Consider the following 16,568-nt stretch of genomic DNA (forward strand, 5'->3'; position numbering starts at 1 on the left):
TCTCTAATAATAAAATAATTTATTTAATGTATAGGTTTATGAACATAGATGCTTATTCAGGATATATTTATTCAGATGATTATAAAAGCGATAATGAAACAATTAAAGAGCAACTATTAGAACCGTTTGAAATGATGACAAATATGAAATAAATTTTACCTGGATATAATATGATAATTCACTGTATGTTAAGGGTATAAAAAATGTTACAGGACCATTGGACGAAATAGATAATTCATAGAACTTACTTAATAATCAAGTTATTTGGGAGAATTCTTAAGAGGAATCAAATCTGCAGGGGGCGTTTTCCCAACTCCTAACCCCTACAATCTAAATATCTTTAAAGTTTCTATAAAGATTAATACATTTTTAGGATGTATTAGATTATACTGGTGAATCCTGTTATTTTAATCTGGATGATATTGATTTAATAGGATATCTACAGTACCAAGATTAGCTTATTTTAAAGCTAAACTCCTTCATAAATGGGAAATTAATACTTGCTTTTAACACTGTAAGGTTTACACCATTTCTGCTGCCAAAATCCAGATCAAATGATTTTTCTTTCCCATATTTCCTACAAAAATCAACCAGATTCAACATATGATGGAGGCCATTAGATGCATCTTCATTCTGTAAAAGTTCTACTGATGGTTCAAGTAATGGACGGGGTAAAAACAATACACATTTGGATTTTGCTCTTGTAACAGATACATTCAATCTATTCAAACTGTAAATAAACTCAGCTTCGTTTAGTGCAGTTTCAACATCGCTTACACCATAGCTTACAATAACTGCCTGTGTCTCCTGACCCTGCATTTTGTCAACAGTATCTACAAATGGATAATGGCTCCAGCTCCTTAAAGAATCCAGATGATTATGTATAGTCTTTATCTGGGAATGATGGGGACTCACAATAAAAAGTCCATCTTTCCAAAATTTCCTGTCTCCTTCTTCATTATTCGGATAATATCTCCAATCTTCAGATAACAGGTTATTACGAAGCAAAACCGATAACCTTGCTACGATTTCTGCTTCAATCTCGTTTTCAACAGATGCCTGAACATTCTCTAAAATACAAACGGTTAAAGGATACTCTGAATCAACTATAGATTCTAGCAATTTCTCATAAGAATCAGGTAAACCATTAGCTTGTAAAGGTGTTCCCAATTCCAGTTTCTGTAAACCTATATTATCTGTTGCAGGAATATAATCTAATCCGTACAGAGTCTCTGCAGAAAATCTAGATAACGTTTTGTTCATACGCCAGTTTTCAAGAAGTTGTTGTGTATATGGATTATTTTCATTATCCCTGCGACGCAGATATGAAAAAATAGAGTCATGTAAACTTGGCAATCCTTCATCAGATTCTGGATAATCAACATTGATTATAGGCGGAAGTTGCAGATCATCACCTGCAAGGACCAACCTTTTTCCGTAATCAATTATAGACATCCCAAGCGCTATTTCAGCAGGTTTGACCTGGGATGCTTCATCAACAATAAGCATATCTATGGTTGGTATTTTCCTACCAACTTTATCCAGACTATTAACAGTGCCCCCGACTACTAAATGTTGGAAGTTTAATAAATCGTCCACTTCATATTCTTGACACACTTGTAGTGATTCTTTACTAGGAGCAGTTTTTGCGGATTTTAATTTATAAACGGGTAAATTATCGAAATCATAATCTTTCGAAATTTCCTGGATTTTTAGAAGAAGATTTTCGATAGCAGCGTGTGTAGATGCAGTGATTGCTATATGGAATCTATAACCATTATTTTTCCACGTTTTCAAGATGTTAAGAACAGATTTTGCAAGGAAATAGGTTTTACCAGTACCAGGTGGACCCCAAACAAGAGTTAAACGGTTTTTAACCATATGCTCAAAAGCTTTCATCTGACTAGATGTAAATCCAGATGAATCACTCAAACAAAGAGCTTCGTTTAATAGATTGTCAGCTTCATACATTGGTTTGTTAAACGTTTGTGGTGTCCTTATAAGTTCCAGAAATCCGCTATCATCCTGTTCATCCAGTTCACTTAATTTTCTCATAATCCGTCTGGATGTAAAATCTGTAAACCTTGGGTGAAGAACTGCTTTATCTCCAGTATTGAAATGTTCCTGGTTTTTATTATATTTGACATCCAGATATAACAATTTCAATTTCCCATCTTTGGGGTCCACTTTCTTTTCATCTATGATTGCAAAGTTTACACCTGTATTTCTAGAATCGTTTATCTCAGAACGGAAAGTGTAATCATCGAATGATATCTGCGCTTTTTCTCCCTCTTCATTATCAGGCACCAAAATATGACTGAACTCTTCATTTTTCTCAAAAAGAGTATAATCGATAGGTTTTGTAACTCTCCAAATGTTTAAACCCATACACTCGACAGGTACACTGATGCCTTCTCTGATTCGTTCTGGTTTAGGAAGAGATCGTTTTTCGCGGATATCCATAGCAGTCATATAAGATTCATATCGAGTTATAAATGACAGCTGTGAAAGTTCCTTATTTTCAAAATAGTAAGAATCCGGTATCTTGAATTTCTGAGACCATGTAATCAATTTATCCTTTGCAATATAACGCAAACCTTCCAATACACTACTCGTTGCAAGTAGCCTTTTCGAAAGTTCGTTCTTTATCCAGTCTACAGCTTCAGGTCTAGTTCCATCCCATACCATTGTGATAGTATCGGATTTCATGACATTACTCTGTTCGAACCAGAATAGGTCACTAGGTTCAAAATCATAATTAAAATCAGGACTCTGGAGAACCTTAGATATCTCTGGTAATCTTAATGAAAATGGAACTGGTAAACTTACGAGCTGGTCTATCTCATTTGTTAGAATTACTATTGGGTGTTTTATTTCTGTAGGTGGGTGTTCTACTTGTCCTGCTAAGTTTGTATTCTGGAAATAGAAAAGTAACCTGAGGGCTATAGGTGCCATTTCGGATTCTTTGGTAAATTCATTAAGGAGGTCATAGAATAATTGGAGTTCATAACTGTCAAAAACATAAGTCTGAAGCGATTTTTGTTCAGTCCATTCTCTTTCACGGTTATAATCGTGCAAAGTTTTTAGTTCATCATATAAATCAATTAGAAACTTTTTCTGGATTTCAGTACATTCATCTGGATAACTGGCGATGTAGATTTTTTCATTTGATGTATTTTCATATACCTGTTTTCCTTTAAACCTTCTATACCCTATTGAATATATCCTGGATGAAACTGGGTCATTTTGTATCGTGATGAATAATGCTACACTTTCATTAATCGGTAGATTCAATGAAACTCTGCCTGTAAGGACCGGCTCATTATTTTTTAAAGCTTGAGTGGTAGTTAATAACTTGTGTTTCTGATTTCTAAGGGACCCACAATCTTCCAGGTAGTTTTCAGCATCATCATTTTTTAAAAACGATTCTAATTCAGATAGTGAATTTACAGATAACCTGTCATTACATAGGTACTTTTTACCGTTTGAAGATAAATAAGGAATCATTGATACTGATTCATTCTTCTCTGCTTCTGATTTGCAGTGTCTATAGAATTCACATAATTCACATCTATGATATAAATGCCAGGATAATTTATCAATAGGTGATTCTAGGATAACAGGTAAATGGTTCCGAAGAAAATCTTCCACCATCTTAATATCGAAATGCAGGTCAAATAATTCAGGTTCATCTTGTTCATAAAGCCAGATGCCTGCTTGTTTTAGATCTACTTCAATGTCATAACCCTGTTCTTTCAAGGATTCTTGCAGCATCAATGAATATAGCGCTGTTTGGACTCGGTGGCTAGGTGTTATATCTTCGCTGGCTTTTATATCTATTATTTGCAGCACATATTTTCCATTATTTTCTACAAGCCTTATTAAATCAGGCCTACATGGTGGGAATCTGCATAGATCTGATGAGAGGTTATATTTTTTTAAAAACTGTTCAGGAACGTGTATTGTAGGTTGGTATATATTGTGACCTGACTTTATATCCTTGATAATTTTTAAGGTTTCATCAAATGTGTGAGCTCTTTCATTTAATGCACCTTCACCATCAGGGACTATAACATTATCTACTAATTTTTCAGTAATTACTTCTTCTTCCCATTCAATGCCTGCTTTTAATAAAACTCTCATTATAGGGTTTTGATCCTGTTCTATTTTAGGAATGCCTTCATTATTCCTTTCATCTAAAGGTGTAGCATGATACCGGAGATAACGTTCACAATCATGGTAGAAATATCGTGCAATTAAAGAGGGATTCAGGTTGGATTTAGTCATGGTCAATTTTTGATTAGGATTGATTATTTAATAATATTCGCTTCATAAGATTGAACTTAAATTAGGTGATATATTTTGCTTCTTTTTGGTTAAAAACTATGTACATCACACCGACTAACTAACTATAACAATGCAAAATTATATATATTAATTTGTACCATGTCTCTATTACTAACAACTAGTGTTTTTTAGTTATAAGTCATGTTACATATGAACAGGAGTAAAGAATATGCAACAATGTATAAAATGTGGTTATAAAAAAAGAGGTTCGGAATCTAATTATATATGTGAAGATTGCCAAAAATTTTCAGAAATATTTGATAAGTTATGGAATGAAGTAAATTATATTTTTAACAATTTAGAAATCATTAACCCTGAAACTGATAAAGTATTAAAATTTTTATCAGACACTGCTTTTGTAACAAAGGATAACCCCCAAACTCGTATTTATTATAAAATATCATCTTTGATTATTAATAAAGCTTGGAATCGTGAAGATACTATAAATGAAGTTGAGGTTAACAAATACACAAATACTACTAAAAATTTATTAGAAGCGCTGAAAGTATTTGAGGAACTTGGAATTGTAAAAATAGAATATTCGGGTTATGAAAGAATATTGAAAATACAAAATAAAGCATTTAAAGTAGCTAATGCTTGGAGATCAAGTGAAAGTTTAGATAATCAACTTATTGAGAGGGTTGCTCAAATCTTTGCAGGTTATGTTTTATTTTACATACTTCAGCTTATGAATAATATAAGCGATGTTAGTGACTTAGATAATTTGCCTTACAACAAACGGCAACGAACACTTTGGGTCACCCTTATGTCTCTTTTATCAAAACCTTATGATGGTGACGCAAAAATAAATGAAAACGATATATCGAAATATTTGAGAAAACGAGGAATCGCCTCTGGAACAGATTTAAAAATCAAACAATCCTTGCACAATATGACTGAAAATCCTACAGGATTAATAAAAAACGTAAAAACTGATGATGATGGTTATAGGGTATATGAATATTCTGATTATGTTGTAAATGAATTTGAAAGAATAAGAAATGGAAGAACAAGACATAGAGTTGAATAAATATGAATAACGATGATTCAGAAAATAAAATAACATTACAAACAAGTAAAGATATAAATGGCATAGAATTGTTATCGCAATTAAAACCAACTAAAGAAAAAATAAGGAAAACTTGTAGTTATTTTTTTAAGGGAAAATATGAAGGCAATGATGTACCTTTTAGAGGTTTCATCTTATTAGGACCACCTGGAACAGGGAAAACTGAAGTAATTAGGCAAGTAGCTAAAGAAATTGATAAAAATTTACAAGTTCACAATATTATAACTTATTTTGCATTAGTTGATGGTGCTAATATAGCTGCGCCAAAATGGGGAGATGCAGAAAAGAATTTAAAAGATGTATTTCAGAAAATAAATTATTTAAATCAAGGAGAAGGAAATTCTAATAAAATAATATTATTATTTGATGACATTGAAAGCTTGGTTCTCAAAAGAGGTGCAGACCTTGCTAAAGAATGGCACTATTCTATAAATTCTATACTATTTCATGAGTTAGATAAAATCAATCCTTCTAATGTAATTATGTGTGCTACTTCAAATAAACCTGAATTAGTAGATGATGCTATACTTACTAGATTATATCCTATAGATGTACCTTCTTTGCCTATAGACCAATTAATAGTTAAAGTTGAAAATATTCTTAATAATTCAGGAGTAACAGGCGATGATTTTGAACTCGTAAAATCTAATATTCAAAAAAGGTTAGAAACTTTGGAGAATCCTACAATAAGAGATGCACAGCATTTTACAATAGTTGAATGCATAGAAAACGAGGTCTGGAAATGAAACATGTAGAAGATCTGCCACCGTTTGGAAATTTAGGTATATATGTATACTTTGAAAATTATACTAATAACCATCCCTACAAAACTCAACAACTTTTAGATGGTACATATCCTGAATATAATGAACTAATAGATCTGATTAAATCTATCCTCAATAATGTTAATTTAGAATTGAAACCTAAAACATATAGCCTTTTAAGAACTATGATAGGTAACCGTGGACGTACTTTTGGTGCATCTCATACATATAAGTATAATTTGAACGACAATAGTGAATTAAAGCAAATTTTAAATTTGGTAAATGAATGGTTTCAAAATCAAAATCTATATTGGATTAGAGATTTTGATGTAGTATATTGTAAAAATGCACAAAAAAGGATTGATGATTTACCATTATTTGGTTATTTAAAAGTAAGTATTTATTTTGATGGTTATGGCCAATATTATCAAAATGAAACTAGAAAGAAATTAATGGGAGTAGAAGGTGAATCACATAAAGTTAGAGGGTTAAGTGATTATGTTTATAATAAAACATCACCGAAAAATTATACATTGACACCTAAAACATTCAGCCTTTTAAGATACACTATTGGAAATAAAGGTCGTTCTTTTGGAGCAGCACATACATACAAATATTCAGTAAACAACTCTAAAGAGTTAGAAGAAATCATAAACAAAATTAATGAATGGTTCAATAATACAGGTATTAATTGGTGGGATGATTTAGACATAGAGACATGTGAAACTATTAAATGGTGATTATATTGAAACTTGATAAAAAAGAAATACGTAAAAAAATTGAAAATGAAAACACAGATAAAAAATCCATAAAAAAATTTTCTTGATAAGACTTTGGAATCAATAGCTTCTAATCATAAATAAAGGTGAACTCTATGATTTGTAATTTAGATTTAAAAGATGTAGGCGGTTTAAGAGGAGAAAACAATTTTTCATTTGAAAGTGGAAAAGCAAATAAAATTTTAGGTTCAAATGCAGTTGGAAAAACATCGTTAATAAAGGGTATGGTTTCTGTTTTATCAATACCTCCAAGTGGTACATTTCTAAAATATGGTGATGATGCCGAGCGGTTGGGTATAAAAGGCGATGAATTAAGTGTCCATGAGGGGTTTGTTAATATTTACTCGGATTCTGCACAAGTTAAACTTTCATATGATAGCATCGAGGATACTTATACAGTTGAACCAGATGGTACTGTAATAGAGTCTCCAGATGGAAATGAGAAATTTTTGCTTACTGGAGTAGTTATGGATAACTCTCGTGTAGTTCAACAATTAAAGTATGGTGAAAATAGTCATTTTGGTTGGTTTATAAACCAATTATCGTTTGCTGACAATTATGAAGAATTATATAACCTTGCACAGTCTTATATTAACGACATAACTTCTAAAAAAACATCTTTGAATAAAAGAAAATCAAAGGCAAAAGAATTAGCGTCTGAATTAGAAAAAGTAAAAAAGCAGAAAGAAGAAATTGATCAAGATCGGGAAGAGATTAGCAAGAAAGTAAATGATAATGATATAAGAGAAATTGTAGAAGAAAGAAAAAGTATATTCGAAAAAATACAAAATTTCCATAGAGATTTGAATGATATCTATAACAGAATAAATAACAAAAAAACTAAAATCCAGAAAAAGGAAGAAATTGTTAATGAATTAAATGAAAATCTTTCTAACTTGAACAAAGAAATTGAAGGTTTAGATGTATCCAATTATAAGAAAAAATTTGATCAAAAAGTGAATGAAAACACTTCAAAAATAGAATCATTAAAAGAAGATAAAGCAGAAGTTAATGCCAGTATAAATCTATTTCAGTCTGCAAAATTAAAATTGAAAAACGAAAACAAAAGTGAAACAACATGTATTTTGTGTGAACAAGGAAATTTGAATATAAACGTAATAGATAAAACATTGGAATCACTTAACGATAAAAAACGTAATATTGAATCAGAAATTCAATCATTAAATGAAGAAATTGCAATAATGAAAAACAAACTTAATAACTTAGAATCTGAAAAAAATAAAAAAGAACAAGAAATATTTCGATTGGAACATGAACTTGAGGATACTAAAAGTGATTTAAAAACTTTAAGAAACGAAGTAAAAAATGATGATGATTTAAAAAATGAAAAGGAACAAACTTTAAAAGAATTAGAAAATGAATACGAAAGATTAAAAGAATTAGCTAAAGGAGATATAGTTAAAAAGATAGATGAACTTGAAGCAAAAAGTTCAGAATTACAAGAAGAAATAGGCAGTATAAATGAGAAAATAAGATCAACAACTGGTGAAGAAGTTATTTATGGTGAAAATGTCGATACTGATACTGCACTCGCTATTTATAATGATTGGTTATATTATTTGGAAGAGCTAAAAGAATTTGCTAATGAAATGTACAGTTCTCATAGAAACGAAGCACGTAAAAAATTTAATGAAAAAATCTCTGTTTTGATAGAAGATTTAGGGTTTGAAGGAATAAAATCTATTTGGCTAAATAATGAAGACAGATTAATGGTTGAAAGAGAAAATGAACAACCTCAACCCGTTGGATCTTTAGCTCTTTCTGAAAAATGTATGGTTGCTATTTTGTTACAACTAAGTATGAAAGAAGCCTATTTGCCTGACATACCATTTTTCGTTGTTGATGATATATTACAAGACTTTGACGATAATAAAAAGAAAAAAGTTATAAATTATCTCGGTAATGTTGCACAGGAGAAAAATATGTTCATAGTAATGTCTCTATTGGACGAAACTCAACCAGAAGTTGTAATAAACTAAAGTGAAGTTTAAAAAATGGGGACTATACACTATGGGGGATTAATAAATGCCAAAATGTCAACTTTGTAACGGAACTATTAGCAACGGAAAATACCATGATATATGTGATTTAACAATATTCCAATTAGATGAAATTAAAAGTTTATACAGAAATGGTGGTGCACCTGATTGGCTAAGTGAAGCACTTGGTGAATTATCATGGATATATGAAAATAATACTAGAACATCTCCATATTTCAATGTTGCCTCTGAAATAGCAGAAATGTTTATAATAGGAGGTTATGACAAATTAAACAGAGTAGAAATAAAAGAATTAGACCTTACTGTTTCAGCGGAAAGAGAGATATTAGAATTATTAAAAAAAGGTGAAATATTAGATTATGATGATGTTAATATTTATTCCGGTGAAATGATTAATAAGTCAAAAAATATAGTTAATAAAGGAGAAAAATTATCCGATCAAGATTCAGAAGTTAGTAGGAAAGAAATGTATGGTTTTTTAGCTGTCTGTCTAACATCTTCCTTAATAGAATCAAGTACCTATGGTTTACCTAAAAAAGCTTTAGCAATTTTTTATTTATTATCTGGACAAATGATATACTCTAATCAAGGTGATTTAAAAGTAAGTAATGAAGCTTTTAAATATGCATTTAAAGTATTAACTCCGACTCAAAGAAACCGTATAACTCGTATTTTGGCAGGTTTTCATCCAAGTGGTTCTTCAAGAATAATAGACAATATTGATATAAATGGTAATGTTTACTTAAAACCTAAGATGATTAACTATATTGATCGGATGCGAGAACTTTATAGATCAAGATCAAGGGATTCAAGAGATCGAGAATATTAATTTTATAATTTTTTAACAAGGAAAATATATAAACCTTGAGACCCATACTTTGGGTCCATGGATTTATTATCTAAGGAAGTAGAAGCAATATCATTTTTATATCAACAATCTGAAAATAGAAAACTAGCGGTAAGCTTTTCTGGTGGAAAAGATAGTCTAGTAGTACTAGATTTATGTACAAGAGTAGGAATTGAAAAAGTTGTTTTTTCAGATACTACTATAGAATTCAAAGAAAACCTCAATTTTATAAAGACAGTGGAGAAAGTTTATGGTATAAAGATTGATGTTGTTAGTTCTAATAACGATTTTTTTGACGTTGTCGATAGAGTTGGTTTCCCATCAAGAAGGTTAAGATGGTGTTGTGACGTTTTTAAATTTGGTCCACTTGCTAAATATGCAATAGATAAAAACCTTGATGGATATGTTACTGGTTTAAGGAGAGCAGAAGCTAAAACCAGAGCAGATTACTTTGATGTAGATAATAATCAAATGGTTCCAATTTCACAAATTAACCCCATTTTAAATTGGGAGGAAGATGATGTTTGGGAATACATAAATGAGCATAATTTACCTATTAATCCATTGTACGAATATTTTGACAGAATAGGATGTTGGTGTTGTCCATTCCAAAGCATGACTGAATGGGATACTCTAGAAAAATATTTTCCTGAATTAATGGAAAAATTGGAGGCTAAATTAGATCAATTTGCTGACCAAATAGGGATTAAAGACAAAGAACAATTTATAAAAGAAAAAAAATGGACAGGTTGGGCGACTGCCCAAAGTAAATCTCCTGCTGGTACAAGGAAACTTTGCGATTCTGGTGAAAAAAATACAATTGACTTAGGGTTTTTTGGAAACTCGGAAAAAGAAGTCAAAAAAATCTCTAAACTGCTTCCTATATTAACAGATGATTACTTTACAATAGGCAAATCATTAAGAATAACTGTAGATAAAAACAAAAAACAAAGAGTGAATACTCTTATTGAAAAATGTATGAACTGTGTAGGTTGTGGTGCATGTACTGCTTTATGTCCACTCGGTGCATTATATGTTGAAAATGGTCTAATAACTGTAGATGAAAACCTATGTACAAAATGTGAAAAATGCCTTAGTACTAAAGTTTTAAGAGGTGCATGTATTGTAAGGAATTATGCGCCTAATAGAAAGACGATTACATCGTATCATTAATTAATTATTTACGAACAATCAACAAACCCATTATCATCTAGGATAGAATTTTTTCATAACAAAAGCATTCCCCTATGTTAAATAGTTAGAATATAAAATCAACAGTTCTCTTTTTTGTTACACTATAAAAATCATATTCAAATCCAAGGAATACATAATGATTCTTTTTCTAAATGAGAACATATGATTTCATTCGCTTTTCAATTTCTTCTTTTGTTTCCTTATAAAGATTGCTTCAAATTTCCAATTAATTGGTTTATTTCCAGAATATTATTGGGGAGTACTATTTAAAAATTAATATAAAAAATCTAGAGCGAGACTTTAACATATTTTAACCTATGAAAATAATTGTTTAAAACAAAAGTACTTAATAGTTTGCTAACGTTTTTTTGATTGGGAGTGGTAATTTGACAGCTGGTATAGGCGAAATAGTACATGAATCATTAAAGTTAGGTAGCAATGAATATTATAATTATTTAAAAAAAGCATCTAATAAAACTAATATAAATTATTGGCCAGAACCATCTGTTAACCGTTGGACTTTGAAAATGGATATAGAAATGGCAAAGGCTATGTCAGAAGGGTACATAGACGATGGTGTAAATGTATTTCCTTGTATTATGAGCTCCCATTCAAATTCAATAGCTTTACAAAATGAATTTGAAAAATATCCTAAATTAATTACTTACAGTAATATAAATAATACTAATGAAAGGACTTATATTCCAGTTAATAATCCAAATGAATCTCGTCCATTAAGTAAAATAGGATTTAATATAAAAAAAGATATTATTTCTAAAATTAAATCAGGAATAATTCCATTTAAATATAAATATTTGGCCTCTCTTGTGTCTATATATCATATTAGAAACGATATTAAAGTCTGGGATGACATATGTAACAGTGGTTTATTTGATATTTGGAGTCCTACAGCACCATTTAGCAATATATATGGAAAAAAGGATCCAATTATACTATTAATTCGAGTATATGAATTAGAAAATGAATATCCACATAAACATATAGATTTCAAAGCATCACCATATTTTGGAAAATTAATGGGGGATACAGTATTTGAAAACATTAAACCAGTAATAGATAATGATAATTTTTTAAATAAAACTAAAAAATTAGATACGATCTTATTAAAAAATGATGCTTTACGATATAAAGAGATCTTTTTAAATGAAGAGGCAACGGAAGATTATGAAGAAGGATATTATGTTAAAAACTTACATGTAACAATATAATATTTAAGAGAATTAGTTATAATTCGAAGTTAGTTAACGATTAAACTTTATAGTAATATCATTGATTGCATTCAATATCGTCCAATGGTATAAATTTGAATTTTTCATTTAATATCTTATTTTGGAGTTTGATTAATTTGTCACAATCAGTATCATCCAGAATTAATCTTTAATGTTAATGATGAATATTAAATTAGCTGTATGATTCCGCTGTTAAACTATTTTTAATAATTCTAACTAATTTCGGCTTTGAACATAAAGCCGGACTGACTATAAATTCAGAAGGTTTATGGTCAAAACCATTGATTTCAAAAAATTTAAAATATATGAAATTCTACACAAATTATGTAGGTAAAGTTTATATATAGACAATTAAATGTTAAGTTTACCTACATAAAAAGGAGGATTTAAATAATGAGTAAAAAAAATAATATGGATAAAAAAGCAGCATCTAGGATACAAAGCAACTTAGATAAAAAAGGTAAAGATCAAGAGGGTAAGAGAAGAACGCAATCTTCAGCTGATAGAAATGCAAAACAAAAGTGAAAATTAAAAATCATCTTTTTTTTATTTTATCAGGCTGGATGAAAGTAAATGAGAATAATATTTAGATTGCTATTAATTATATTTTAAGCTAATAAAGCTGGAGTTTGCTTATGCATAACGATTACAGGTTAACAGCAAAAGAATTACAGGTACTAAAACATTTTGTTCTTAACGAAAGCAATAATATTGATGATGTACATTTTGAATACAGAAGCTTTTATAGTTACCCAGGACGTATTGAAAATGACATTAATTCTTGGTCAAACATTAAAGTATCCAGAGTTCATGCTAAAGAAATATGTGAAAAATTTATCGTTATGAACCTACTTGCTTTTGAAGATGTATCTGAATCGAAAAGATACTATTTCCTAAAACCCGGGATTGAAACATTAAGAAATGTCATTCATCTATTCTACCGAAATTTGGATGATAAAGAATATTTTACCCTTTTTAGACAAAGTTATATACAGAGCAAAATAAATGATAAACTTGTTATCTATGAGTTGAATAAAAGGGGCATAACATTTAGAAAAAAACTTGATATCATCGATTGGCCAGAAGACGAAGCCAAAGAGCTACTGCAAAAAAATCCTGAATTAAGCTCAATTTCTTTTGAGAAATATATGCAAAAAAAACTTGGAGCAAAAGATAAATTTGGAAAACAACTGAAAGGCCCCCATGATATTAAGTTTGACATCAAATTTCCTGTTTTAGATATATCCAATAAAAACATGATACACAATATTAATGACATAGAACATTTCAACAAAGATTTATTCAGTATTTATCCTGATTTAAAACAATATCCAAGTGCAATTTATAATCATTATCAGGCCAAACAAGAAAATTATCTTATACTGCCAATATTATTATTTATAAAAGTATCACACAATGCGTTAAAATATTTTTTATGTGATGAATGGCCATCAGATAAAACTGAATTTTTTTGGTACGCTGATGATTCACTAGATCATAAGTTTTTATTCTTTATGAATGATTTAATGGTTTTATCTTTTAAAGATATGGCATTTAACAAAGGATCAGCTGGGATGTTATTAATTAATAATGCATGTTTTAATGGAATTCTTACATTAATAAATGGAGAAGAGGAAAATAAATTATGTTTCTTTGAACTCCATAACGACTTTCGGAAATATTATTTTGACAGCATACTTTACCAACCAGGAGGCCTTCGACCAATGGATATTGGTATAACTATTAATAATAAATTATACATCTATAAAATTAATTCTATCATTGACAACTTTAAATTAAAAAGCAGTAATGTTTCTCATGCGAAAGACGAACTTTCTGATATGATATTGAATTACTTGAAAAATGACAATAACCCTATTATCAAAACAATAAAAAGTTATTTGCCCAACCAATTAAACAATGCTATAAATTACTGTGATACCTCAAATATTTCAAGAACAGCAAAGACAATGATTAAACGGGCAATTGAAAATGAATTGAGATGGGTTTTAATCAAAGAAGATTGGAACCATCTCTCTTATAATGATTTATCAGAGACCTCTATTAAAAAATTAAGTGATTATAGGTCAGTTTTAGAGGCAAACAAAGAACATATGGATTCTGGAATAGATACTGTTCCTTATAAATTAGATGCTGGTGGATCTATTTTTCATGATGTCTTTGGAGAGGATCACCCCTTTTTTGAAAATTAATTTTTAATTAATAATGAAGTAGAGATAATAATTATATTCAAAGATTTGGTTTTAGTTAATTATTTTTTCTTCTTTTTCTTTTTACCTGGTATAAGTTCGTCGTTTAAATAAACAATGGCTTGCAGCTCTTTTTGATCTTTAATATGTGCCATGTCCCAGCTACCCAGTGCTACAAAATCCGAATTGAAAATGAGGCGTGGATGCCACATCCTTTCTTTGTAAATCGGACATTTAGCTACCATTAATGATTTGTGATTATCGAGGCGACTCACACCCTGTATACGTATTTCAGCCGACAGACTTGCAAGTTTCTTGATATCAAGATGTGATGTATAGATTTTTATCCCTTTTTGTCGTGCAGCTGATTTAATCAACCCATAATACGGCCATTTAGTGGTTTTGCCATGAAAGTTTGCAAGGATGCCCAGTCTATTCTTGAATAATGGTTTTATTTTCTTCCATTCATGTATGAATGATGATTGTTTTCCTTGGCCAAGATAATATATCATATTGTAAAACGTACTATGTATCATATCTTTCAGTGGATGATCTTCAAAATTGATTATGATGTAAGACTCCCTTTTATTACCCATGTAACTTGTCGTCGCCATTGAATGTATTATTAGATTTTCCGAATCAAGAACAGCTTTTGCATGATTCCGGTCAGCGTAGATAACTTCACTACCATGTTCTTTGAAAATGTCTATAGTTTTATTATGCTGTTCGTCAGCTTTGTTATCAGCTACCAGAAGATCCGGGAACTCTCTGATATAATCTGTCATTGTTTGTCTACATTTACCCGTTAGGATAGCTGAAGATTTCATTGCATGTCTTCTCCATGTCATCCCAAAATAATCCAGACCCACTGTAACCTTGATGTGTGGAGCTATTTCATAATTCTTCAAATTGTTAATATATACTGGTTCGTACATATATGAATACCAATTAGACAAATTTTTTTTCTTTCTTTTCTCACTGGTATTTTTCAATTGGGACAGCACCAAATTATGAGAATTTACGTCAATCTTAGGAAATTCTATAACTTCAGGCAGTTCAGCAGTATCACCATCATTGGTCCTTGTTAAATAATATGACCAGTTTTCAGTTTTCACATCACTACAAATTTCAGCTTCATGATAAGTAACATAAGCGAAATGGTCTACCTTTTCTGAATAATATATTAGACCAGCGATGATTGCAGATACTCTTTTCATCATACCCATAGAAATGGCTGGACAATATAATGTCATGTTTTTATTTACACATTCTTTCATTGCTTCAGCCAATCTTATCTCTATACCGATGCTGTTTTCGTGCATTTCGGTCAATACGAAACCATGTTTTCCATCAATAATCAAATCAAATGGATACGATCCAAGTTCAACATCATATCCTTTGTTTTTGTAATAGTTTTTCAGAAATTCGATATGCCTTACTGAAAATTCTCTTGACTCTGTATTGTTGTGGTAAAAACCCATTGACATTGTATCCGGGCTGGTAGCAAATGTGTTTCCATAATAGTATTTGCCAAGTGGATTTAAAAAATGTGGTGTGATTTTATAAGTGGTTCCATCATGTTTCTTAAATGACATTTTAACGTAATTTATTATTCTAGCATTGATTAAATCAAGTCTTGCTCTCGAATATTGTTCAGTAGTGATTTTTTTACCTTTTTTCTTGCTTGCGATTCGAGCTACTACCGGCATATACGGTTCCGCTGGTATGAACTCTAGGATATCAAAATTGTCTTGATTTTTCATCAATTGTCGGGTAACACTCCCTATGTAATTCCAGGATTGTTTACTTTTTTTCTCATCACGTCGGTGAAAAGTTACATCCTCGAGCCATTCTGCATATCTCTGGTTAGGACCTTTAGGTGGTTCATTCATATACATATTATCAACTGCTAAATTTTTTAAAAATAAATTTCTAAACTAAATTTAATTTCTTAAATGGTTTAGTTATAAAACTGAGAAATAACTTTGAAATTCAATTATCTTTACGTTAGTTTTCATTAATGAGAAAGAGAGTAGAAGGATAAAGTACGAGCTCCTCAAGACTCGTCATGGGTGGCCTGCTCACCC

At 30.3% G+C, this 16,568-nt stretch carries 12 protein-coding genes; 10 read left to right on the forward strand and 2 right to left on the reverse strand.

Annotation, left to right across the window (positions count from 1 at the left end):
- Positions 1 to 26 precede the first annotated feature (26 nt).
- Positions 27 to 152: a hypothetical protein gene (locus tag METEV_RS12800; protein WP_269634937.1), complete on the forward strand. Its 126-nt coding sequence runs from the start codon at positions 27 to 29 to the stop codon at positions 150 to 152.
- Between the two features lie 301 nt (positions 153 to 453).
- On the opposite strand, the gene METEV_RS00745 is transcribed toward METEV_RS12800, so the two are convergent.
- Entirely contained in the window at positions 454 to 4,287 is a 3,834-nt protein-coding gene (locus tag METEV_RS00745) for an AAA domain-containing protein (RefSeq protein ID WP_013193644.1), read from the reverse strand.
- A 229-nt stretch (positions 4,288 to 4,516) separates the two neighbouring features.
- On the opposite strand from METEV_RS00745, the gene METEV_RS00750 reads away from it, so the two are divergent.
- The 9 genes from METEV_RS00750 (at position 4,517) to METEV_RS00785 (ending at position 14,484) form a co-directional block, all read left to right on the forward strand.
- On the forward strand, positions 4,517 to 5,377 hold the full coding sequence (locus tag METEV_RS00750; RefSeq protein ID WP_013193645.1) for a hypothetical protein: 861 nt from the start codon (positions 4,517 to 4,519) through the stop codon (positions 5,375 to 5,377).
- Between the two features lie 2 nt (positions 5,378 to 5,379).
- The gene (locus METEV_RS00755) at positions 5,380 to 6,162 is read left to right on the forward strand and encodes an AAA family ATPase (RefSeq protein WP_013193646.1); all 783 of its coding nucleotides are present in this window, start codon (positions 5,380 to 5,382) and stop codon (positions 6,160 to 6,162) included.
- Entirely contained in the window at positions 6,159 to 6,920 is a 762-nt protein-coding gene (locus METEV_RS00760) for a hypothetical protein (RefSeq protein WP_013193647.1), read from the forward strand. Before METEV_RS00755 ends, METEV_RS00760 begins: the two co-directional genes overlap by 4 nt.
- A gap of 134 nt (positions 6,921 to 7,054) precedes the next feature.
- The gene (locus METEV_RS00765; protein WP_013193648.1) at positions 7,055 to 8,959 is read left to right on the forward strand and encodes an archaea-specific SMC-related protein; all 1,905 of its coding nucleotides are present in this window, start codon (positions 7,055 to 7,057) and stop codon (positions 8,957 to 8,959) included.
- Between the two features lie 46 nt (positions 8,960 to 9,005).
- Positions 9,006 to 9,809 (forward strand): hypothetical protein, encoded by an 804-nt coding sequence (locus METEV_RS00770; RefSeq protein WP_013193649.1) that lies wholly within the window; start codon positions 9,006 to 9,008, stop codon positions 9,807 to 9,809.
- Positions 9,810 to 9,866: 57 nt separating this feature from the next.
- On the forward strand, positions 9,867 to 11,000 hold the full coding sequence (locus tag METEV_RS00775) for a phosphoadenosine phosphosulfate reductase domain-containing protein (protein WP_013193650.1): 1,134 nt from the start codon (positions 9,867 to 9,869) through the stop codon (positions 10,998 to 11,000).
- 407 nt (positions 11,001 to 11,407) lie between these two features.
- A complete protein-coding gene (locus METEV_RS00780; RefSeq protein ID WP_013193651.1) occupies positions 11,408 to 12,250 on the forward strand; it encodes a hypothetical protein in 843 nt (280 codons plus the stop codon).
- A gap of 414 nt (positions 12,251 to 12,664) precedes the next feature.
- Positions 12,665 to 12,796 (forward strand): hypothetical protein, encoded by a 132-nt coding sequence (locus METEV_RS12805; RefSeq protein ID WP_013193652.1) that lies wholly within the window; start codon positions 12,665 to 12,667, stop codon positions 12,794 to 12,796.
- 110 nt (positions 12,797 to 12,906) lie between these two features.
- Positions 12,907 to 14,484 carry a hypothetical protein gene (locus METEV_RS00785; protein ID WP_013193653.1) on the forward strand — a complete coding sequence of 526 codons (1,578 nt, stop codon included), beginning with the start codon at positions 12,907 to 12,909 and terminating at the stop codon, positions 14,482 to 14,484.
- Positions 14,485 to 14,543: 59 nt separating this feature from the next.
- On the opposite strand, the gene METEV_RS00790 is transcribed toward METEV_RS00785, so the two are convergent.
- The gene (locus METEV_RS00790; RefSeq protein ID WP_013193654.1) at positions 14,544 to 16,379 is read right to left on the reverse strand and encodes a hypothetical protein; all 1,836 of its coding nucleotides are present in this window, start codon (positions 16,377 to 16,379) and stop codon (positions 14,544 to 14,546) included.
- Positions 16,380 to 16,568 lie beyond the last annotated feature (189 nt).

It is taken from the genome of Methanohalobium evestigatum Z-7303 (assembly GCF_000196655.1).
GTDB classification, from domain to species: domain Archaea; phylum Halobacteriota; class Methanosarcinia; order Methanosarcinales; family Methanosarcinaceae; genus Methanohalobium; species Methanohalobium evestigatum.

Bases quoted from the DNA above. Each gene is read 5' to 3' on its own strand.
- METEV_RS12800 (WP_269634937.1), top strand. From the start codon at position 27: ATGTATAGGTTTATGAACATAGATGCTTATTCAGGATATATTTATTCA.
- METEV_RS00745 (WP_013193644.1), bottom strand. From the start codon at position 4,287: ATGACTAAATCCAACCTGAATCCCTCTTTAATTGCACGATATTTCTAC.
- METEV_RS00750 (WP_013193645.1), top strand. From the start codon at position 4,517: ATGCAACAATGTATAAAATGTGGTTATAAAAAAAGAGGTTCGGAATCT.
- METEV_RS00755 (WP_013193646.1), top strand. From the start codon at position 5,380: ATGAATAACGATGATTCAGAAAATAAAATAACATTACAAACAAGTAAA.
- METEV_RS00760 (WP_013193647.1), top strand. From the start codon at position 6,159: ATGAAACATGTAGAAGATCTGCCACCGTTTGGAAATTTAGGTATATAT.
- METEV_RS00765 (WP_013193648.1), top strand. From the start codon at position 7,055: ATGATTTGTAATTTAGATTTAAAAGATGTAGGCGGTTTAAGAGGAGAA.
- METEV_RS00770 (WP_013193649.1), top strand. From the start codon at position 9,006: ATGCCAAAATGTCAACTTTGTAACGGAACTATTAGCAACGGAAAATAC.
- METEV_RS00775 (WP_013193650.1), top strand. From the start codon at position 9,867: ATGGATTTATTATCTAAGGAAGTAGAAGCAATATCATTTTTATATCAA.
- METEV_RS12805 (WP_013193652.1), top strand. From the start codon at position 12,665: ATGAGTAAAAAAAATAATATGGATAAAAAAGCAGCATCTAGGATACAA.
- METEV_RS00785 (WP_013193653.1), top strand. From the start codon at position 12,907: ATGCATAACGATTACAGGTTAACAGCAAAAGAATTACAGGTACTAAAA.
- METEV_RS00790 (WP_013193654.1), bottom strand. From the start codon at position 16,379: ATGTATATGAATGAACCACCTAAAGGTCCTAACCAGAGATATGCAGAA.